This window comes from Methylobacterium sp. Leaf125 (assembly GCF_001423085.1).
In the GTDB taxonomy this organism is placed as follows: Bacteria; Pseudomonadota; Alphaproteobacteria; order Rhizobiales; family Beijerinckiaceae; genus Methylobacterium.
This window is the reverse complement of record NZ_LMNU01000001.1, coordinates 473191-494123: the sequence shown is the minus strand read 5'-3', so window position 1 is coordinate 494123 and position 20933 is coordinate 473191. Positions and strand designations below refer to the sequence as shown.

The 20933-nt window shown below is 71.3% G+C and carries 19 protein-coding genes; 4 read left to right on the top strand and 15 right to left on the bottom strand.

Annotation, left to right across the window (positions count from 1 at the left end; genetic code table 11):
* Positions 1–5382 carry an alpha-2-macroglobulin gene (locus ASF58_RS02245; protein WP_244477161.1) on the bottom strand — a complete coding sequence of 1794 codons (5382 nt, stop codon included), beginning with the start codon at positions 5380–5382 and terminating at the stop codon, positions 1–3.
* 62 nt (positions 5383–5444) lie between these two features.
* Between ASF58_RS02245 and ASF58_RS02240 the strand changes: the two genes are divergently transcribed.
* Positions 5445–7016, top strand: a complete 1572-nt coding sequence (locus tag ASF58_RS02240; RefSeq protein WP_244477160.1) for a serine protease — start codon at positions 5445–5447, stop codon at positions 7014–7016.
* A 9-nt stretch (positions 7017–7025) separates the two neighbouring features.
* On the opposite strand, the gene ASF58_RS25535 is transcribed toward ASF58_RS02240, so the two are convergent.
* The 5 genes from ASF58_RS25535 to ASF58_RS02220 all read right to left on the bottom strand — a co-directional run bounded on the left by ASF58_RS25535 (position 7026) and on the right by ASF58_RS02220 (position 10347).
* A complete protein-coding gene (locus ASF58_RS25535) occupies positions 7026–7181 on the bottom strand; it encodes a DUF3309 domain-containing protein (RefSeq protein WP_103708171.1) in 156 nt (51 codons plus the stop codon).
* A gap of 130 nt (positions 7182–7311) precedes the next feature.
* Entirely contained in the window at positions 7312–8376 is a 1065-nt protein-coding gene (locus ASF58_RS02235) for a cysteine synthase A (protein ID WP_055946870.1), read from the bottom strand.
* Positions 8377–8416: 40 nt separating this feature from the next.
* A complete protein-coding gene (locus ASF58_RS02230) occupies positions 8417–8782 on the bottom strand; it encodes a response regulator (protein WP_055946868.1) in 366 nt (121 codons plus the stop codon).
* Positions 8783–8958: 176 nt separating this feature from the next.
* Positions 8959–9528 carry a hypoxanthine phosphoribosyltransferase gene (gene hpt, locus ASF58_RS02225; protein WP_055946865.1) on the bottom strand — a complete coding sequence of 190 codons (570 nt, stop codon included), beginning with the start codon at positions 9526–9528 and terminating at the stop codon, positions 8959–8961.
* 12 nt (positions 9529–9540) lie between these two features.
* Positions 9541–10347 (bottom strand): zinc-ribbon domain-containing protein, encoded by an 807-nt coding sequence (locus ASF58_RS02220; protein WP_055946863.1) that lies wholly within the window; start codon positions 10345–10347, stop codon positions 9541–9543.
* 223 nt (positions 10348–10570) lie between these two features.
* Between ASF58_RS02220 and ftsE the strand changes: the two genes are divergently transcribed.
* From ftsE to ASF58_RS02205, 3 genes are all read left to right on the top strand, one after another.
* Complete coding sequence (ftsE, locus tag ASF58_RS02215; protein WP_181259686.1) at positions 10571–11269, top strand: cell division ATP-binding protein FtsE; 699 nt, start codon at positions 10571–10573, stop codon at positions 11267–11269.
* The gene (locus tag ASF58_RS02210; RefSeq protein WP_244477159.1) at positions 11266–12282 is read left to right on the top strand and encodes an ABC transporter permease; all 1017 of its coding nucleotides are present in this window, start codon (positions 11266–11268) and stop codon (positions 12280–12282) included. Before ftsE ends, ASF58_RS02210 begins: the two co-directional genes overlap by 4 nt.
* Positions 12283–12424: 142 nt before the next feature.
* Positions 12425–13234: a YdcF family protein gene (locus ASF58_RS02205; RefSeq protein ID WP_055946859.1), complete on the top strand. Its 810-nt coding sequence runs from the start codon at positions 12425–12427 to the stop codon at positions 13232–13234.
* Between the two features lie 27 nt (positions 13235–13261).
* On the opposite strand, the gene ASF58_RS02200 is transcribed toward ASF58_RS02205, so the two are convergent.
* The 9 genes from ASF58_RS02200 to ASF58_RS02160 all read right to left on the bottom strand — a co-directional run bounded on the left by ASF58_RS02200 (position 13262) and on the right by ASF58_RS02160 (position 20784).
* Positions 13262–13600, bottom strand: a complete 339-nt coding sequence (locus tag ASF58_RS02200) for a hypothetical protein (protein WP_055946857.1) — start codon at positions 13598–13600, stop codon at positions 13262–13264.
* 2 nt (positions 13601–13602) lie between these two features.
* A complete protein-coding gene (gene ptsN, locus ASF58_RS02195; protein WP_055946855.1) occupies positions 13603–14070 on the bottom strand; it encodes a PTS IIA-like nitrogen regulatory protein PtsN in 468 nt (155 codons plus the stop codon).
* A gap of 121 nt (positions 14071–14191) precedes the next feature.
* A complete protein-coding gene (gene raiA, locus ASF58_RS02190; RefSeq protein ID WP_055946853.1) occupies positions 14192–14803 on the bottom strand; it encodes a ribosome-associated translation inhibitor RaiA in 612 nt (203 codons plus the stop codon).
* Positions 14804–15028: 225 nt separating this feature from the next.
* Positions 15029–16591: an RNA polymerase factor sigma-54 gene (rpoN, locus tag ASF58_RS02185; protein WP_082512775.1), complete on the bottom strand. Its 1563-nt coding sequence runs from the start codon at positions 16589–16591 to the stop codon at positions 15029–15031.
* A gap of 367 nt (positions 16592–16958) precedes the next feature.
* Positions 16959–17747: an LPS export ABC transporter ATP-binding protein gene (gene lptB / locus ASF58_RS02180; protein ID WP_243214809.1), complete on the bottom strand. Its 789-nt coding sequence runs from the start codon at positions 17745–17747 to the stop codon at positions 16959–16961.
* A gap of 83 nt (positions 17748–17830) precedes the next feature.
* Positions 17831–18583, bottom strand: coding sequence for an LptA/OstA family protein (locus tag ASF58_RS02175; RefSeq protein ID WP_055948622.1), 753 nt, complete (start codon positions 18581–18583; stop codon positions 17831–17833).
* 20 nt (positions 18584–18603) lie between these two features.
* On the bottom strand, positions 18604–19386 hold the full coding sequence (locus tag ASF58_RS02170; protein WP_055946849.1) for a hypothetical protein: 783 nt from the start codon (positions 19384–19386) through the stop codon (positions 18604–18606).
* 242 nt (positions 19387–19628) lie between these two features.
* Positions 19629–20255: a ribonuclease D gene (locus ASF58_RS02165; protein WP_055946847.1), complete on the bottom strand. Its 627-nt coding sequence runs from the start codon at positions 20253–20255 to the stop codon at positions 19629–19631.
* A gap of 166 nt (positions 20256–20421) precedes the next feature.
* Positions 20422–20784 (bottom strand): helix-hairpin-helix domain-containing protein, encoded by a 363-nt coding sequence (locus ASF58_RS02160; protein ID WP_055946844.1) that lies wholly within the window; start codon positions 20782–20784, stop codon positions 20422–20424.
* Positions 20785–20933: the final 149 nt, after the last annotated feature.

Below are 20933 nucleotides of genomic sequence, written 5' to 3'. Positions count from 1 at the left end.
CTACTTCGCGCTCACCGTCATCGAACCGAAGCCGGTGCGACCGAAGCGCTCCGGCCGATACATGTCCTCGATGGTGGCGGCCGGGTGGACGTAGGTGCCGGGGGAGACCGCCCGCACCGTGTAGGCGACCCGGAAGAAAGCCGACTGCTCGGGGCTGCGCTCGTAGGCCGCCACGAAGCGGTCATCGCGGAACTCGGTATGGACGGGGGCCACCTCCGACTTGGCGAAGGCGAGCCCGCTGAGCGCGTCGGCGTCGAGGAGCTTCGGGTTGTCGATCTCCAGGCCGGCGGGCAGGCGGTCGACGAGGAGGAGACGCCCGGCGCTGGCCTTGGCCTCGGTCACCGTGAGCACCACCACGAGGCGATCGTTCTGGCGGACCCCTTGTGCGAGGTCGACCGGGGTGCCGTCGAGGCGGTGGTAGCGCCGCTCGATCGTGTAGCCGCGCGCCTCGGCCGGCTCCGGCGCGATCGGATTGCCGCTGACACTGACCACGGCCTGCACGGGCTGGCTGCCCGCATTGACCAGGGTGACGGGCCGGGCCTCCAGGGCGCCAGCCCGGTAGCTGCGCGCCACGGCGCCGCTCACGGGCTGGCCGTCGAGGGTGAAGCGGAGGTTGTCGGAGTCCGCGCTCAGGCCCTCCGCGGCGAGCACCATCCAGGCCTCTTCCTGGGTGCTGGTCGGCCGGCCGCCGGCCCGCTCGGCCGCGATGAGGGCGCCGAGTGGCTGGATGCTGTCGCGGGCGAGCCCCGTCTCGGCGGCCAGCGCCAGGAGGCCCGCGCCGTCGCGCAGGCGCGAGCCGTAATCCGGCCGGTAGGCCGGGCTCGCGGCCGTCTCCCGGACGCTGGCCATCGCAGCGTCGAAGGCCTTCGCCGCCCGACCACGGTCGCCGAGGAGCGCCAGGGCGGCCGCGATCTGGCCCCGCGCGAGCGGGGTGGCGAAGGCCGCGAGCTTGGTGTCGGCGAGGTAGCGCAGGTCGCCCATCACGGGCCGGCCGTTCCGGGCGAGCACGTAGGCGGCGTAGGCGATGTCCATGCCGCCCTCACCAACCTCGGTGGTGTTGGCGACCGCGTTGCGCAGGCGGTCGAGAGCATTGGCGAAGGCGGTCTGGGGTACGGCGAACCCGCGCTCCCGGGCCCGGGTCAGGAAGTCGGTCACGTAGGCGTTGAGCCAGGTGTCGCTCGCGGAATCCGTGGACCACAGGCCGAAATCGCCCGCCGCGTTCTGGCGCCCGAGCACCCGCTCGATGGCCTGCCGCACGCGCTCGTCGGCCTTGTCGTCGAGACCCAGCTTGTCGAGGGCGGCAAGGCGGTTGACGTAGAGGAGCGGCATCGCCCGGCTCACCGTCTGCTCGGAGCAGCCGTAGGGATAGCGGTCGAGGGATTGGAGCAGCGCCGGGACGTCGATGCCGGCGAGATTCGAGGCGGAGAGCGAGACCGTGCCGGTACCGGGCAGGATGTCGGCCAGGAGTTCGTCCGAGAGCTTCAGGCTCGCGCCGGGACCCAGCGCCTGCAGGGAGCGGCGGGCGAGCGCCCCCGTGCCGGGACCGATGGTGAGGGCAAAGCTCTGACCGACGCCCTCGGGCAGGCCGGGCCCCCGCAGGGTCAGGTCGATCCGTGACAGGCCCGGCCCGGCGGCGGTGATGGGAATGACGAGGGCGCTCTTGGCCCCGGTCTCCAGCCGCAGGGTCCGGTGCATCGCCTCGGCGCCGACCAGGACGGAACCGGCCAGGTCGAGGTCCACCGTGTAATCGCCCGCCTGTCCCTCGACGTTGTCGAGGGCGACGTGGACGCGCGAGCGGTCGCCGACATTGAGGAAGCGCGGCAGGGTGCCGGTGAGCACGACGGGATCGCGGATGACGACGTCGGCCTGGGCCGCCCCCACCTTCGCACGGCTCCAGGCGGTCACCATCACCCGGGCCGTGCCGTTGAAGGCCGGCAGGGGAAAGCTGACGCTGGCCCGGCCGTCGCGGCCCACCGTGACGGGTCCGGAATAGAGCGCCAGCGGTGCCTGGGTCGGGGGCGAATCGGCGAGTTCGGCCGCGCCGCCGTCGCCGCCGGAGCGGATGGCGCCGAGCGTCCCCTGCATGCCGTCGATCAGGTATCCGTAGAGGTCGCGGATCTCGGGGCCGAGCGCCTTCTGGCCGAAGAAGTAGCCGAAGGGGTTGGGCGCCTCGTAGCGGGTCAGGTTGAGGATGCCGACATCGACGAGGGCCACGCTGACCCGGGCCTCCTCGCCGGATTTGAGGCCGGCGAGCTGGATCGGCAGGGTCAGGGTCTCGCGCGGGCGGGTCTTGGCCGGCGCCTCCAGGGTGACCCCGAGGGTGCGGCTGTCCCGGTCGACCCCGAACCATGCGACGCCGAGCGCCCGGCCCGGCAGACGCTTGGCCGCCTGGTCCAGGGGCCGGTAGGCGGTGGCCACGAGGTAGGCGCCGGAGCCCCACTCGGCCTTCACCGGAATGTCGACGGTGGCGCCGGCCGCCGGCACGTCGACGGTGAGGAGCGCGTGCAGCTTGTCGCTGACGACGGCCAGCGTCGCCTGTCCCTTGAACTTCGGCTGCAGGCGCGCGTGCAGGGTCTCGCCGGTGGCGTAGGCCGCCTTGTCCAGGCGCAGGTCGAGGAGATCGGGCACGTCCGCGGTCTCGCCACCGCTCCAGCCCACCGTGAAGGTCACGCTCGCCGTAGCGGCCGGGCGGCCCGGCACGCTCGCCTCCAGCCGGTAGGTGCCGTAGCTGACCGTGGCGCTGACGCGGCCCGGCGCGTCGGGCGTCAGGTCGAGGCGGCCGTCGGCGATGCGGCGGGTGCTGGTGACCGGCTCGTAGGACCAGCGCCCACCCTCGCGGTACCATTGATAGGTCTTCTCGACGCGCTGGAGCGTCCAGGCGACGTTCCCCTGCGACAGGCGTCGGCCGTCGGGCGCGGCCATGACCACGTCGAAGCCGGCGACGCTGCCCTCGGTCAGATCGCCGCCGAACCCCTTGCGGATGGCGAGCACCGGCCCTTCGGGCAGGATCGGCAGGGTCAGGCTGCGGCTCAGCGCCCGCCCGCCGGGCTCGCCGACCTGCAGGGTGATCTTCGCCTCGGTGGGGCGCGGGGCGGCGAGCGCCTGCATGGGCACCACGAGCCGGGCCTTGCCGGCCGCATCGGTGGTGGCACGGGCGTCGATCTCCGCCGAGGCGGCCTCCACCCGCTCGTCGTCGAGGCCGACGGAGTAGCCCGCGAGCCCCTTGATGCCGCTGCCGGAGGCCTGCTGCACCAGGACGGTGCCGGAGACCTCGAGCCCGGCTCCCGGCGCGCCGTAGAGGTAGCGCGCGGCCACGTCGATGGTGGCGGGCGCGCCCCGGGTCAGGCTCGGCGTCGCACTCTCCAGGGTCACCTCCAGGCGCTCGGGGACGTAGTCCTCCACGAGGAAGCTCGCTTCGCCGATGGCGGGCGCCTTGGGGTCGGTATAGGCCGCCACCCGCCAGGTGCCGTGCTGCGCGCCGGTCAGGAGGGGGAGCGCCAGGGCGCGCCCGCCGAGGCCCGCATCGGGCAGCTGGGCGCGCCGGTACTCGACGCCGTCCGGGCGCTTCACCACCAGGGTGAGCGGAATCTCCGGCACCGCGAGGCCGGTGGCGTCGCGCAGGAGCCCGGTGAGGTTCACGGTCTCGCCCGAGCGGTAGACCCCGCGCTCGGGAAACACGTAGGCCTCGACGGCCCCGGGCTGGGGCCGGCCCCTCACGCCGCGATCCGTGAGGTCGAAGGCCGATTGGCCGAGATCGAGAAAGCCGTAATCGTCGCCGATCTGCGCCACCACGAGGCCCGGTGCGGCGCCCCCCTCCCCGCGGGCGAGGCCCGACGCGAAGGCGGCGTGGCCTTGGCCGTCGGTCTTTGCCGTGGCCAGGACCTCGTTGTTGCGCGCCACAAGCCGAATCTCGGCGCCGGGCACGGTCTCGGCCGAGGCCAGGGAGCGGGCGAAGACGTGGACGCCGTCGCGGCCCTTGAAGGCGGTGAGGCCGAGATCCGAGACCACGAACCATTGCGTGGCCTGGGTCTCGTAGCCGCCCTCCTCGTCGGCGGACGCGGCGGAAGCCCCGCTGGCCTGGGCCAGCATGATGTAGATGCCGGGTTCGAGCCTGCCGACCGCCTGAAGGACCGGGAAGGCGGTGACGGCCTCCTGGTTCAGCTCGGCCTTGGCCGTGTCGAGCACGCCCTTCCAGACGCGCTGGCCTTTCTGGTCGGCGATGGTGCGGGCGGTGGCGCCGGTGAGCTGGGACAGGAAGTCCTCGGCCCGCAGGGACGGCAGGAGGCCGCGGTCGCCGACCCGAAGCACCTCGACGTCGATCTTGGCCGCGTTCACCGAGACCAGGGGCACGCCGGCTTGGCCCGTGCGGGGCAGGACGTAGTTGCGCCCCGTGAAGCGGACCTGGGGGGAGCGGTCCCGGACGTAGACCTCGTAATCGGCCGATTTCAGCAGGCCCTCGCCGGCCGCCGAGGGGAGGCCGGAGCGCACCACGAAGGCATAGCGCTCACCGTGCTTGAGGCCATCGACGCAGACCTGCTGGCCGGTGGCGGTGACGGCGGCGTTGGCCGCACCCGAGACCGCGATGTAGGGCGTGAAATCGGTCTTGGCCGCGATGCCTTCGGAGAACTGGAAGCAGATGCGCGGGGCCGCGGCATCCGAATCGACGGTGTAGTTGAGGATGCGGAAGCCGTGCTCGGCCCGCAGGGATTCATAGGTCTCGCGCACCTCCGTGTCGTCGGCCAGGGCGAGGCTGGCGCGGTAGGCCTCCAGCGACGGGCGCCACTCCGACTCGGCCGCATAGACTTCGCCGAGGACGGCGAGCGCCGCGGCCTCGGCCGCCGCAGCGCCCGCCCGCAGGTAGCCTTGGTAGGCGGCGGCCCGGGCGTTGCGGCGCAGGCGCAGGCGCAGGCGGTTGGCATAGTCGCCCGTCCGACCGTCGTTGCCGACCGTATTCGCCGCCCGGGCATAGGCGAGCCAGTTGGCCGGCTCGCCGGGCTCGCCCGCCACGGCGAGGCCGAGGGGCTTGAGGGCGTCGGCCGGCTTCTCGGCCTCGATCAAGGCCTCGCCCTCGGCGCGGGCCTTGGCGGCGACTTTCGCGTCGGGCTTCGCCGCGCCGGCCTCGCTCTTCAGAGTGGCCTCGAGGCGCACGCCGTCGCTGGCGAGGTCCTCGCGCACGAAGGTCTTGGGAGCGGACGTCTTAGGAGCGCCCGCCTTGGAAGCGGAGGGCGTAGGCACAACCTTGGCCGCGGCACGGGGGGCGGGAGCCTGCGCCTGGACGGAGGCGGGGAACGCCAGCAGCCCGGCGAGCGCGAGGGCCTGCAGAATGCCCGAGACGCCGATCGCGGATCGGGGCGAGCGCCCGTGTCCGGTTGATCCCGACATGCTTCCACCCCGTCGTCCGGACGCCGATGCGGCGCGCCCGATGGAACCGTAGCACTTCGCGCATGGCCCGCAACGGCCTGGAATTCGGGCACGGGCTCTGCCACACCGGACAGGTTCTCGCGGAGAGGCGCGACCCGACCATGACGCGACGCGATCGGTCCATCTGGAGCGCAACCGGTTTCATGCTGGGGATGATGGCGGGGGTCGCTTCGGCCCAGGGGCCCGCCGCTCCCCCGCCATCCACTCCCCCGCCCTCCGCACCCGCCCCCGGGCGGACGAAGCCGGCCACGCCCGATCCGGCCTTCGAGGCGGCGCGGACCGCGTTCGAGGCCTTGCCGGAAGGCGAGCGCAAGGGCCTGCAGGACGCCCTGGTCTGGACCGGCGACTACAACAGCGTGGTCAACGGCACCTTCGGGCGGCGCAGCTTCGAGGCGCTCCAGGCCTATGCGAAGCGCAGCGGCGGGACCGGCCTGCCGGACGCGACCGGACGCGCCGCGCTGCTGAGGGAGGGCGCGGCGGCGCGCGCAGCCGCCCGCTTCGTCGTCAAGCCGGACCCGGCCAGCGGCGTGGTGCTCGGCGTGCCCGAACGCGTGCTGCCGAAGCGCGCGGCGCAGCCGGGCGGCACCCGCTGGCAGAGCGCCGACGGACGAATCACCCTGGAGACGAAGTCCTCTCCCGCCGGCGAGACAGGGCTCGAGGCGGTCTTCGCACGCGTTACGGCGCCGAGCCCCGACCGGCGAGTGACCTACAAGCTCCTGCGTCCCGACTTCCTGGTGGTAACCGCCGAGACCGCGACGGGGAAGTCCTACATCCGCTACGCCGCCGGCGAAGCGGGCCTGCGCGGCCTCACCCTCGGCTACGACAAGGCCCTGGCCGGCGAGGTCGACCGCCTCGCCATCGCCATCGCCAACAGCTTCGTGCCCTTCCCCGATGCGGCTCCGGCCGCCGTCGCGGCGCCGGTGGCAACCGCCGTTCCGGCTCCCGCGCCGCCGCCCCTGCCCGGGACCCGTCCGGCGCCGCTTGCGACCGGCCTCCTCGTGGCGCCAGGGCACGTGCTGACGAGCGCGGTAGCCCTGGCCGGATGCCGGGTGCCCCTGGTCGCGGGCCAAGCGGCGCGCGTCGGCGCCGGCGCCACGGCCGATCTGATCCTCTTGGAAACGGGGCCCCTCGCGGGCCGGACCGCGATCACACCGCCGGTCCGCGGACGCGGCCTGACCGAGGGCGAGGCCGTGGCGGCCCTCGTCATCGATGGCGAGGGCGGCGTCGCGGTGGCGCCGGGACAGGCAGGCATGGATCAGGCGGGAACAGGAGGGGCGGTGGGGAGCGCACGGATCACGGCACCGCTCCAACCCGGTGCGGGGGGCGCTCCGATCCTGGATCGCGCGGGCGCAGTGGTCGGCCTCGTCCAGACGGTCTCGGCACAGCCTCGGCAGGTGGCGGGCGTGGTGCCGCCGGCGCGCTACGGCCTCGTGACCGGGGCCGCGCTGGCGACCTTTCTCGGTGCAGCTGGCGTCGGGGGCCCGTCGCCGCGCGAAACCGGCGCGAGCGGGGCCGGCCCCCAAGAGGCCGGCACGCTGGGCGCAGCCGCCGCAGCCCTGGCGGGCGCGGTGGTGGCCGTCACGTGCCAGCCGTGAGCGGAATCGTCAGATGCGCCCGGTGACGAGGAGGACGATCAGGATGATGACGAGCAGGCCGCCAAGTCCGAAGCTCGGTCCACGGTAAGCACCGCCGCCGAGGAAGTTACCGCCGCCAAGCACGATCAGGATCAGGAGGATGAGGAGAATGGTCGTCAGGGTCATGGATGGGAACTCCGTCACGCGCCCAACCAGAATTGCTTGAGCTTGACCGTACAAACGTCGCCGTGGCGATTCCGTTCAACGGTCCGTGCGGCATAATCCCACAAAGGCAGAGTTTTTCCTCCGATCGACTTCAGGCCCGCCAATCGGGCAGCGAATTCGATGCGGGTCCCAGCCAATCCGGCACCGGCAAGCCCCGCTCGGCCAGGAAAGCGGGGTTGAACAGCTTCGAGGCGTAGCGCGCCGCGCCGTCGCACAGGATGGTCACGACGGTGTGGCCCGGCCCGAGTTCCCGGGCGAGCCGGATCGCCCCGGCGACGTTGATGCCCGACGAGCCGCCGAGGCTCAGGCCCTCCTCCCGCATCAGCCGGAAGACGATCTCGAGGGCCTCGGCATCGGGAATCCGAAAGGAGACGTCCGGGGCGAAGCCCGCGAGGTTGCGGGTGATCCGTCCCTGGCCGATGCCCTCCGTGATCGACGAGCCCTCCGCCTTCAGGGTGCCGGTGGTGTAGTGGGCGTACAGCGCGGACCCCTCCGGGTCGGCGAGGCCGATCCGCACGTCGGGGCGCGCGGCGCGCAGGGCCTCGGCGGTCCCCGCGAGGGTGCCGCCGGTTCCGGCCGCACAGATGAAGCCGTCGACCGCCCCACCGGTCGCCGCCAGGATCTCCGGACCCGTCGTCTCCACGTGGGCCTGCCGGTTGGCGACGTTGTCGAACTGGTCGGCGAAGAAGGCTCCGGCCGGTTCGGTCTCGGCCAAGCGCTCGGCGAGCCGGCGGGCGGCGTGAACGTAGTTGTTGGGGTTGGCGAACGGCACCGCCGGCACTTCCACCAGGCGGGCGCCGGCCAGGCGCAGGGTTTCCTTTTTCTCGGCCGACTGCGTCTCCGGGATCACGATGACCGTGCGGTAGCCGCGCACCGAGGCCACGAGTGCCAGACCGATGCCGGTATTGCCGGCCGTGCCCTCCACGATGGTGCCGCCGGGCCGGATGGCGCCCCTTGCCTCGGCGTCGCGCACGATGGAGAGCGCCGCCCGGTCCTTCACCGAGAGGCCGGGATTCAGGAATTCTGCCTTGCCCAGGATGGTGCAGCCGGTCTCCTCGGAGGCGCGCGCCAGGCGGATCAGGGGCGTGGCGCCGATGGCCGAGAGGATGTCGGGCAGAGGACGGTCGGGCAGGTGACGGTCGGAATGGAGGATCATGCGCGGGATTCCGGGTACGAGGCGGCGGACCCGGCGCGTCTCAGGCGGCGAGCGCCCGATTCACCGTGGAGCGCAGGTCGGCCAGGGAGAACGGCTTCGTCAGGACGTCGGTCACGATGGCATCGAGGCCCCGCGCGCGCTCGCGCTGGTCGGCGAAGCCGGTCATCAGCAGGATGGTGAGATTGGGAAAGTCGCGCTTGGCCGCGAGCGCCAGGGCGATCCCATCCATCAGCGGCATGCGGATGTCGGTGAGCATGAGGTCGAACGCGCCGTCCGCCTCGGTCAGCCGGTCGAGGCCGTCGCTGCCGTCCGTGGCCGTGACCACGGCGTGACCGTCGATCTCGAGGCCCCGCTTGAGGAAGCCCCGCACCGTCTCTTCGTCATCCACCAGGAGGATGCGGGCCATCGTGCGTCTGTATCTCTCTCGGATCCGAGCGCTCAGTCACGCAAGCGCCGACGCGCCCTGTCAAGGGATCGTCGGACACAGCAAGCTCTTTAAGAGCCAGATCGTTTCATATTCTCCGGCACGCACGACGAATTCCGCGCGCGCGGCAAATTCTGCGGATCGTGAGCGGGTGCGTCTCAGGTGCCGCCGAACAGGTCGGGCTCCCGGCTCTCGTAATCGACGAGGCCGACGAAGGGCAGCTGGCGGTAGGCATGGGCGACATCCATGCCGTAGCCGACCACGAACACGTCCGGGCAGGTGAAGCCGACGAAATCCGCATCGATGGTCACGGCGCGCTTGCCGGGCTTTTCCAGGAGCACGGCGGTGAGCACCCGCTTGGCGCCCCGCGCCATCAGCAGGTCCTTGGCGAACACGATGGTGCGGCCGGATTCGAGGATGTCGTCCACCAGGAGGACGTCGCGTCCGCGCACCTCGCTCTCCACGTCGCGCAGGATCTCGACCTGCCCCGAGGAGACCGTGGCGGTGCGGTAGCTCGATAGGTGGACGAACTCGGCCTGCGGCTCCAGCCCGACCCGGTGCAGGGCGCGCAGGAGGTCGGCGGCGAACATGAAGCTGCCCTTGAGCACCGCCACCACGAGCAGGTTCTCGGGATTGGCGGCGGCGATGGCCGCTGCGAGTTCCTCGGTGCGCCGGGCGATGGCGGTTTCGTCGAAGAGGACGCGGACGCGTCGGGAAGCACTGGTCATCCGCGTTCCTTATCACGGGGCCGGGGCGCTGGCATCGGCCTTCGGCATGGTCTCGCCCGCCTCGGCGGCGGCAAAATGCACGCGGACCGAGCGGCCCTGCGCCGGCGGCGCCGACAGGCTCGCGCGGAAGCGCGCGGTCTCGCTCTTCTCGAGGGCGGCGCGCGGGGGCGCGATGCGCCAGCGATAGAGCGCCTGGTCGCGCCCGTCCCGGACCTCCACCTCGATCGGCGGTACCGCGGCCTCAGCGGCGACGCCGACGAGATCCCCCTCCACCACGAGCTGGCCCTGCGCGCCCTCCCCCGGGCTCTGGAATGCCACGACGTCGCGGAACTCGACGCCACGCAGGTTCACCGGAAATCCGACCCGGGTATAGAGGCCGGCGCTCTGCGGCATCGCCCGCACCACCGTGGCCCGTCCGAGAACGGCGAGACCGAGCCCGCCGAGCACGGCGAGCCCGAGGGCGGCCCCGGGCGAGGCCAGGGAGAAGCCGTTGCGCTTCGGCTTCGCGGGCTTGGTCCGGGCCCGCGGACGCGGTGTCTCTGGGGGCGAAGGATCGGGCTCGGGTTCGGCGGCCAGGGCCGACTCCCAGGCATCGAGATCGGCCTGGGCCGAGGCGCGGCTCTGCGCCGCGTCGGGACCGAGCTCGGAGGCGGCCATCATGGCCGCGGTCATCTCGGCCTCAAGGGCGGCGGAGACGTCGTCGGGGGAGATGAACCAGGTCTCGCGGCAGGCCGCGCAGCGCACCGAGCGCCCGTCCGCGCCGACGCGGTCCACGTCGATCTCGTACGCGCTGGTACAGGACGGGCAGACGATCAGCATGGCGTCCGTGGACCTCGGATCTCGATGGACGGTTGCCGACGGGGGCAAAAAGACTCAAACGGTTCTCCGCCAACACGGTTAACCGTCCGTGAAGCGGGCGGCCTATAACCGGGATGCGCGGGACCGTCGCACGAGGGCCGTCGCACGAGGGCAGTCCTGGTAGAGCAGTCTTGGTCGGGCAGGCGTGGTTGGGCAGGACCTTGGGGGGATCGTGGCGGATCGGGTGAACACGCAGTCGCTCCTCTCCGGAGCCGAGGAGCCGGTGGTCCAGTTCGAGAGCGTCGGCATGCGCTACGGTCTCGGGCCGGAGGTGCTGAGCGATGTCAGCTTCCAGATCGCACCGCGCTCGTTCCAGTTCCTCACGGGACCGTCCGGTGCGGGCAAGACCACCCTGCTGCGCCTGATTCTGCTGTCGGTGCGCCCCACCCGCGGCCTCGTGTCGGTCTTCGGCGAGGAAGTCAGTGACATCTCCAGCGAAGCGCTGACCGGCCTGCGGCGGCGCATGGGCGTGGTCTTCCAGGATTTCCGCCTGCTCGACCACCTCACCACCTACGAGAACGTCGCGCTGCCCCTGCGTGTCCAGGGGCGGTCGGAAACGAGCTACCGGGCCGAGGTCGTCGAACTCCTGCGCTGGGTCGGCCTCGGCGAGCGCATGCACGTGCTGCCGCCCCTTCTCTCGGGCGGAGAGAAGCAGCGCGCCGCCATCGCCCGGGCGCTCATCGCCCGGCCGGAACTGCTCCTGGCCGACGAACCCACCGGCAATGTCGACCCCGGCCTCGGCCGCCGCCTGCTGCGCCTGTTCATCGAACTCAACCGGCTGGGCACCTCGGTCCTCATCGCCACCCACGACTTCGCCCTGATGGACCTCGTCGATGCCCGGCGCTTCGTCCTCGGCGATGGACGCCTGACGGTCGAGGCATGATGGACGAGACCGACACGCCATCCGCCGCGCCGGCACACCATCCGCCGCCCCGCACCGACGACCGGCCACCGGTGAAGCCTCCGGCGCCGCCGGAGTCGCGCGCGGCCCCGCTGCCCCCGACCCTGCGCCGCAACGCCCCCCTGGTCCCGACCGACTCGGCGGCCAGCCGGGCCCTGGCCGCCGTCATCGCGATCCTGACCTTCCTCGCCGCGCTCTGCGCGGGCGCGGCCGAGATCGTGGCCTCCAGCGCCGTTCAGTGGCAGGACACGGTGGCCCAGGAAGTGACGATCCAGGTGCGTCCGAGCCCCGGCCGCGACATCGATGCCGACGTCGCCCGGGCCGAGGGCCTGGCCAAGGCCACACCCGGCATCGCCGCCGTGCGGGTGTTCTCGAAGGCCGAGGCCGAGCGCCTGCTCGAGCCCTGGCTCGGCAGCGGCCTCGACCTCTCGGACCTGCCGGTGCCGCGGCTCGTGACCCTGAAGCTCGCCGAGACGGCCCCGGACCTCAAGCCCCTGCGCAGTTCCCTCAGCGAGGCGCTGCCCGGGGTGGCGAGCCTCGACGACCACGCCCTCTGGCTGCGTCGGCTCTCCACGGCGGCCAACACCTTCGTGGGCGTCGGGGTCGGCATCGTCCTTCTGGTGCTGGTGGCGACGGGCCTCGCGGTGGTCTTCGCGACCCGCGGCGCCATGGCGGGCAACCGGGAGGTGGTGGAGGTCCTGCACTTCGTCGGCGCCAACGACGACTTCATCGCCCGGGCCTTCCAGCGCCGGTTCTTCGGCCTCGGCCTGCGCGGCGGCATCATCGGCTCGGGCGCGGCCATCGCGGCCTTCGCGCTGGCCGGGCTGGTGTCGCGCAACTGGCGCTCCGGCCCGGCCGGGGAGGAAATCGAGGCCCTGTTCGGCACCTTCCACATCGGCTGGCGCGGCTACGCCGCCGTGCTCCTCATCGGCGTGATCGCGTCGGTGGTCACCGGCATCGTCTCGCGCCTCACCGTGCGACGGTTCCTGGCCTGAGGAACGGGGGCCCGCGACAGCGGCGCGCGCCCTGTCACGGAAGCGGGCGATCCCGTTAACCCTTCATGAACCTTTCGGGGCGGAGATACTTGCCTCGTGAACGCCCCAATCGGGGCTACTTTCTGGGGGAATGACGAGGCGGATGTCAGCCAGCGGCACCATGAGGCCCTCCGAGGCTTTCGGATGGGCCTGGACCGACGCCGCATCCCGCGCGCCTGCCCCGGCGCGCCGGCAACCGGATGCGTCCGGCCCTGGATCCACGGCGCGAAGTGGTCTCGGGCCGACCGCCAAGGCCACCCTCGGCCTCGCGGCCACCGGTGCCGTCGCGCTCTTCTGCGGCTTCCTGACCTTCGTGGCCTGCCTGGAGCGGGACGAGCGCGTGCCGCAGGGCCGGGCCGACGGCATCGTGGCGCTCACGGGCGGGGCGCAGCGGATCGGCGACGCCATCGACCTTCTCGCCAACGGCTACGGCCGACGCCTGCTGATCACGGGTGTCAACGAGCGCACCAGTCGCGATGAGATCGCCCGTCTCAACCCGACGCAGCGGCATTGGATCGATTGCTGCGTCGACCTCGACTATCGGGCGCGCAACACCATCGGCAACGCCATCGAGACCCGTCGCTGGATGCGCCAGCACCGTTTCAGCACCGTGACGGTGGTGACCTCGAACTACCACATGCCCCGCACCATGGTGGAACTCGACCACGCACTGGTGGGAGCCGATCGCGTCGTGCCCCATCCGGTGATCGCGGAGGGCTTCGATGCCGACCGTTGGTGGCATCACCCCGCCTCCGCCAAGTTGCTGGCTTCGGAATACCTGAAATTCCTCGTGGCCTGGGTCCGGACCCGCTTCGAGCATGATCCGGAGCGCTCACGGGCCGCTATCCTGATCGGACGCGGCAAGCCGATCAAGATGGTCGCCGAACCGCTGCTGCTGCGCGGGCAGGAATAGGCCGAATCCCGCTCGGAGCCCGAGGCTTCACAGCCCCTTGCACTGGCTCCGGATCATCCCGGCGAATTCCTTCTCGGACGTCTGGACTTGGTTCAGGCGGTCGGTGCGCTCGACCCCCGAGAGGCAGCGGCCATAGACGCTCGCCACCCGGCGCATGGTCTCCACGTGCCGACGCCAGACGCGACACTGGTCGGCCGCCTCGCTGCCGGCCTGTTCGAGCTGGTCGATCGCCTGGCGCTGCATCGAGTTCGCCACGAGGACGTCGCGGGCGCAGGCGGTATCGGTGACGCCGCGCTGCTGCGCGTGGGCCGGCGCGGCGACGAGCAGGAGGGCAACCAGAGTTGGCCCGCAGGGCAGGATCCGCATGATCAAGCGGCCTGCGAGGCCGAGGTGTGGGTGAGCAGCGCGTAGAGGGCACTGGCGTCGCGGGCGGCGCGGATGCGCTCGAGGATACCCGGCTCGCGCAGGAGGCGGGCGACCTGGGCCAGAGCCTTCAGGTGGTCGGCGCCGGCCCCCTCGGGAGCCAGGAGCAGGAAGGCGATGTCGACGGGCTGGCCGTCGAGGGCATCGAAATCCACCGGCTTCTCCAGCCGGGCGACGAGGCCGAACAGCCGGTCGAGGCCGGGCAGCTTGCCGTGCGGGATGGCGACGCCGTCGCCGATGCCGGTGGAGCCCAGGCGCTCGCGCTGCAGCAGGGTCTCGAACACCTCGCGCTCGTCCAGGGCCGGAAGCTGACGGACCGCGTGAGCGCTGAGCTCCTGCAGCATCGACTTCTTGGCGCGGACGCGCAGGGACGGCACCACGGAATCCGGAGAGAGGAATTCCAGCACTGGCATGAAGGACCGTCGCCCCGTCGGCGGCGGCCGAGACCCGGCCGCCACTCCATGAAAGGTCGGGCCGCCCGGGGCGGCCCTTGGACTCAATCGAACGGGTTCAGGCTCTGTTCCCGACCCGCGCCTACGAGGCTGCCTCGGCCGGATCGACCCAGCCGATGGCCCCGTCCGTGCGGCGGTATACGACGTTGATGCGTCCGGTGCCAGCGTGAACGAACACGATCACCGGCGCGCCCGTGAGGTCGAGGGCGGTGACCGCCTCGCTGACCGAGTGGCGCTTCAGGGTCTTGGTGCTCTCCGCCACCACGGGCGGGTGCGCCGCTTCCCCGTCGTCGCCATCCTCGTCGAGGTCGATGGCCTCGGCTTCGCTCGGAGCCGCGAACACCGCGTAGGCCGCCTGCACGGTCGCGCCGTCATGGCCGGCCGCGCCATGGTCCTTCAGCTTGTGCTTGTAGCGCCGCAGGCGCTTTTCCAGGCGGTCCGCCGTCTGCTCGAAGCTCGCATGGGCGTCGTGGGCGGCGCCGGAGGCTTCCAGGGTCAGGCCGGAAACGAGGTGGAGCACGCAATCGGTGCGGTAGGCGGTTCCGTCCCGCCGCAGGGTGACGTGGCCGGAGCAGGTCCCGCTCATGTGGCTGTCGAGATACTTCGAGAGGGTGGCAGCCATTCGCTCCTCGACCCGCCCCCGAAGGGCTTCGCCAAGGTCCAGGCCGTGGCCCGTCACGCGCAATGACCCCATGATCCCTCCGATTTTCGTTGTGGACACGCCCTGGGTGAGGCGCAACCTGAGTTAAGGAGCCTCTCTCGGAGAAGTCAACGCGAGGTCGGGCCCGGGCCTTGTGCCGGCCTTCGATCCGTCATTCGCGGCCCGGGCCTCGGCCGTGCGCGAGCCGTCGGGCCCGCGCAAGGCGGACCTCGCCGATCCGATCCGTCCGTCGCCGAAGGGGATGCCGCGGCGGTCGCTTCACCGCCCCGCGTAAGCGAAATGCTCGCGGCGGCGCTCGATCGAGGAGGGGATGCGCAGGGATTCCCGGTACTTGGCGACGGTGCGGCGGGCGATGTCGATGCCCTCGTCACGCAGGCGCTGCACCAGGGCGTCGTCGGAGAGCACGTCGCTCGGCGCCTCGCCGTCGACGAGCTGCTTGATGCGGTGGCGGACGGCCTCGGACGAATGCGCGGCGGTGCCGGCGGCGCCCGGGATCGCGGCGGTGAAGAAGTATTTCATCTCCAGCGTGCCGCGGCTGGTGCCGATCGACTTGTTCGAGGTGACCCGCGAGACGGTGGATTCGTGCATGCCGATCGCCTCGGCCACCGTCTTCAGGTTGAGCGGGCGCAGGTGCGCGACGCCGTGCAGGAAGAACGCGTCCTGCTGGCGCACGATCTCGGAGGCGACCTTGAGGATGGTGCGGGCCCGCTGCTCCAGGCTGCGGGTGAGCCAGTTGGCGGTCTGCAGGCATTCCGACAGGAAGGCCTTGTCACCCTCGGCCGCTGCACCGCGCGAGACCCGGGCATAGTAACTCTGGTTGACCAGCACCCGCGGCAGGGCCTCGGCGTTGAGCTCCACCAGCCAGGAGCCGTCGGGCGCGGCACGCACGAACACGTCGGGGATCAACACCTCGACGGCCCGGCTTCCGAAGGCGCGACCGGGCTTCGGATCGAGCCGGCGCAGCTCGGCCAGCATGTCGACGAGGTCCTCGTCGTCGACGCCGCAGAGCCGACGAAGCGCCGCGAAGTCGCGCTTCGCCACGAGGTCGAGGCGCGACACCAGGGCCTGCATGGCCGGATCGAACCGGTCGCGGTCGCGCAGTTGCAGGGCGAGGCACTCGGCGAGGTCGCGCGCGGCGATGCCGGCAGGCTCGAAACTCTGGACGAGCTTCAGCACCCGGGCGACCCGGTCGAGGGACGCGCCAAGGCGCTCGGCCACCGCATCGATGGATTCGCGCAGGTAACCGGCATCGTCGACGGCATCGATCAGGAAGCCGCCGATCAACCGGTCCATGGGATCGCGGGTGGCAAGGTCGAGCTGGGCGCCGAGATGCTCGCGCAGGGAGATTTCGGCGGTGAGGCTCGCCTCGAAATCCGGGGCCTCGCCGTCGAAGCTGCCGCCGGTATTGCCGTAGGGCGCCGGCGTCAGGGAGAGCATGTCGCCGGACGCCGCTTCACGGGCATGGGTCGGGTTCTCGTCCGAGAACACGTTGTCGAGGCGGGTGTCGAGGGCGCTCTCCATGTCGGCGCCGCTCGCCGTCAGCGTGGTGGCGATCCAGGGCTCGTCGCCTCCGTCATAGTCGCCGCCCTCACCGTCCCCGTCGCGATCGACCGAGGATTCGGAGGGTGTCTCGGCCGGCGGGCGTTCGCCCTCGCTCTCACCGTCGGCGCGCTCCAGCAAGGGATTGCGCTCGAGTTCGGCATCGACGTAGGCGGCAAGGTCGAGCTGGGAGAGTTGGAGCAGCTTGATCGCCTGGAGAAGCTGAGGCGTCATCACCAGGGCTTGGCCCTGGCGCATTTCCAGCCGTTGCAGCAGACTCATCGTTGTCGCCCCGGGTGAGTCGCACCTCAGATCGGCGGCACACGTCGCCGTGAGCCGAACCTCGGCACAAATCTTGCTTCCTGTCGTCTGTTCCCAGGTCTAGCGCCAACCCGATCCCACGTCAAAGCGTGGCGGATTAGATTTGCACGCAAATTGGGCAGGCTATGAAAACGGCATGGGGATACGCGCGCTCGTGGAAGTCTGAGCCTCGCATCGCCGACGCTAACAATAGCTTGTGAGATCAATGGAAATTCCCGCACTGCACCGAGGATGGGCGGCTTGAGGCCTGTCGGACGCCGGCTGAAAAACCTGCGGGCTGCGATCCGGATGCAGGGCGGCCCCTGTAGCATCCGGACGGGACTGGCCCCTACAGGCGGAAATCCTCGCCGAGATAGAGGCGGCGGGCCTCCGGATTGGCCACGATCTCCTCGGGCGTCCCCTCGGTGAGGATACGGCCCGAATGGGCGATGTAGGCCCGATCGATCAGCCCAAGGGTCTCGCGCACGTTGTGGTCGGTGATGAGCACGCCGATCCCACGCTGCTTCAGGTGCTTCACCAAGTCCTGGATATCGCCGACCGCGATGGGGTCGATACCCGCGAAGGGCTCGTCGAGCAGCATGAAGCTCGGCGAGGACGCGAGCGCCCGGGCGATTTCGCAGCGGCGGCGCTCGCCTCCGGAGAGGGCGATCGACGGCGACTTGCGCAGGCGCGCGATATCGAACTCCTCGAGCAGCGATTCGAGCTTGCGGGCGCGCTCTTTCCGGTCGGGCTCGGCCACCTCGAGCACCGCGCGGATGTTGTCCTCCACGGTCAAGCCGCGGAAGATCGAGGCTTCCTGCGGCAGGTAGCCGATGCCGAGGCGGGCCCGCTGGTACATCGGCAATTGGGTGATCGGCAGGCCGTCCAGGGTGATGGTCCCGCGATCGGCCGTGACGAGGCCGGTGATCATGTAGAAGATGGTGGTCTTGCCGGCGCCGTTGGGGCCGAGCAGTCCGACCGCCTCGCCGTTGCGCACGGTAAGACCGGCCTCGTGCACCACGGTGCGGGCGCCATAGCTCTTGCGCAGGCCACGCACGCAGAGGATGCCCGGTCCGCCGCCCTCCTCGACGATGGCAGCCGCCTCGGCCGCGCGACGACGGGCGCGACCGCCGAACAACCGCCGGAGCAGGGAGGGTGCCGGCGGCGCGCCGGCACGGTCGGAGGAGCGCTCCGCCAGGGCGGGCGCCGGCGCCGCGGCACTCAATTCGTCTGGGCCCGGGTCTTGCCGGCAGGCTTCTCGGCGGAGGCTTCGGTGGGCTTGTCGGCCGCGGGCTTGTCGGCCGGCGGCCTGGTCGCGCGTCCGGCGATGGGGGCCGGCGTGCAGCCCTTGCCCTTGGCCCCGTCCTCCTTCTGCGGCACCAGGAGGGCGGAGACGCGCCCGCCTGCCACCGGGTCCATATTGGCCCGGCCGGTGTTCATGTCGTAGACGAGGCGGGAGCCGCGGGTGACGTTCTGGCACTGGCTCAGGATGACGTTGCCGGTGACCACGATGCGCTTGGCCTCCTGATCGAACACGGCGTTGTCGCCGGTGGCGATCTGGTCCTTCTGCACCACGGTGACCGGGCCGGCGCATTCTACGCGCTGGATGCCGTTCTCGTTCAGGCCGGCGGCCCGCTCGGCCTGGCTGGCCGGCTCGCCGCCCGGCGCCGTCGCTTCCTTCTTGTCCTTGCCGCGCTTGTAGCGCACCGTCATGCTGGAGCAGCGGATCGTGCTGTCGCCCTGCACGGCGACGACGTTGCCGGCGAAGATCGCCTTGTTCTCGCGGTCGAACACGTCGAGACGGTCGGCGTCGATCTTGATCGGTTCCTTGCCGCTGCCCCCGAGGTTGCCCAGGGGCGAAGCGGACTTCTCCTTGCGCGGGGCCGCAGGCGCCGTCTGTGCCGCGACGGGTCCGGCCGCGATCACGGCCACCAGCGCGAGCGCAAGGGCCGTCCGGAGCCGATGCGGACCGATGTCCATCCCCGTGGGCCGCGTCACGGGCGGCGCTCCCCGTCCTCGGGCTCGGCCGCCGTGGTCCGGATACGCGCCGGCTTGTCGGTCAGACCGGCGACCTGAGCCTTGTCGGCCTGGGCTTCGGACTTGTCCTGCGGATCCCGACCGTGCAGGACCGTATGGACGTTGCCGACGAAAGAGATGACGTGGCCACTGTCGATCACCTCCAGGGTGTCGGCCACGATGGTGCCGCTGGGCATCGAGACGGCGACGGTCTCGCTCGACCGCACGCTGCCGGCCTTGAAGTCGACGGCCGCCGTCTTCAGGCGGACCTCCTCGCCCTTGTCCGTCCAGAGCCGGATGTCCCGGTCGAGGTTCAGGGATTCGCGCGTGGAATCGAACACGCCGGAGGCCGCTTCGAGGTGCACGAGGCCGCCCTTGTCGTCGGTGTTGAGCTGGCCCTTCATCGCCTGCAATTCGATCACGCTCGGCTTGCGAACGTCCTGGAAAGCGGCGGTGGCGGTGACCTCGTAGCCCCGGTCGCCCTTCCGGAAGCCGGACAGGCGAGGATTCTCCATCTTCACCTTGCTGCCCGACAGGCTGAGCTGGCCGACCGACACATCGGGCAGGCCGGCCCCGAAGGGATTGAACAAGGTGACGACCGCGAGCGCGAGGACGGCGGTTCCGGCGGCGAGGGGAATCAGCCGGCGCAGGGCGCGCACGTGGCTGCTGTGGTTGCGCGCCCGCGCATGGGCGCGGGTCCGGCGCGCATCGACGCGGCCGTCGCTCGTCTGCCCCGTCTCGATCGCCGCGCCCAGGTGCATGATCTTTCCAACATCGTGCCCCGGCGGCGTCGGCACGCGCGAGGAGCGCGCCACGGCTGGGTCGACCGCCGGATGACCGGGGGCAGTGGCGAAGTTATGACGGGAAGCTTTAGAAAGCATCAAGCCTCCGGTTCACCCGAGGGCGGAATGGCGCAGGCGCGCGGGCGGGGATGTGCGACGGCGCACGGAGACGGGCGCGCAGGGACGTCGGCGCGACGGCGCCTGTGCGGCGGAGGCCGCCGTCAGGTATGCGCGAAGATGTCGGTGTCCGGCCAGCCGGCGAGATCGAGGCGGGCGCGGGTCGGCAGGAAGTCGAAGCAGTTCCGCGCGAGATCCGTGCGGCCCTCCCGCTCCAGCATCGCGTCGAGGCGCGCGCGCGCGGCGTGCAGGTAGAGGACGTCGGAGGCGGCGTAATCGACCTGGGCCTGGCTCAGGGTATCGGCGCCCCAATCCGAGGATTGCTGCTGCTTGGACAGGTCGACGCCCACGAGTTCGCGGACCACGTCCTTCAGCCCATGCCGGTCGGTATAGGTGCGAGCCAGCTTCGAGGCCACTTTGGTGCAGTAGACCGGCGCCGGCATGACCCCGAGGCCCCGGAACAGCACCGCGAGATCGAAGCGTGCGAAGTGGAAGATCTTCAGGGTGGCCGGATCGGCCAGCACGCGCATCAGCGTCTCGGGCGCCGGACCGCCGGGGATGATCTGGACCACGTCAGCCGTGCCGTCGCCGCGCGAGATCTGTACGACGCAGAGCCGGTCGCGATGCGGGTTGAGCCCGAGGGTCTCGGTGTCGATGGCAATGGCCGGGCCGGCGACGTAATCGGCAGGCAGGTCGCCGCGATGCAGGCGAATGGCAGGATGCGGCGGCATGGACGGGGAATTTCCGCGCTGGGATCGACGACGGGCCACGAACGGCGTTTCTCGTGTGATCCCCGGCGCCTATCATCGGGCCCCGACCCCCGCAAGGGTGGCGGACTGCGCGGCGCGCGGGAGCACCCCGCGCGCCGCATCAGGCCCTGGGTCTGTTTGACCAGCCTCATTTCTGCTTCGCGATGACCTTGTCCTTGATGCCGTCATAGGCGTTCTGGGGGATGATCTTCTTGGACAGAAGCTCGTCCTTGCCACGATAGGGGCGCCCCTTGATGATCGCGGCGGAGCGGGCGGCGCCGATGCCCGGCAGCGCGTCGAGCTCGGCAGCGGTGGCGCTATTGATGTCGACCAGGGTCGTCTTCGCGGTCGGCTCGACCGTCGGCACCTTGGGCGCCGCAGGCGCGGTGGGCGCCACGGTCTTGGGAGCCGTCGTGGGCATGGGGGTGGCCGGGCTCGGCGCCTGGGCCAGGGCGGGCCCCGCGGTGAGGCAGGTCAGAACGGCGAGGGTACGCAGCAGGGATGAGGACATGGATGTCTCCCGAAAGCATCGCCCTCCGCGCGATGCGGCAGCGAGCCTGTCCCCTGAGTAGAAGCTCCAACTTGAACCGCAGATTAAAGTCCTCGCACGTTTCCGTGCCAGGATCTTCGCCGGGATCTTCGGCGTATCACGCGGGCGAA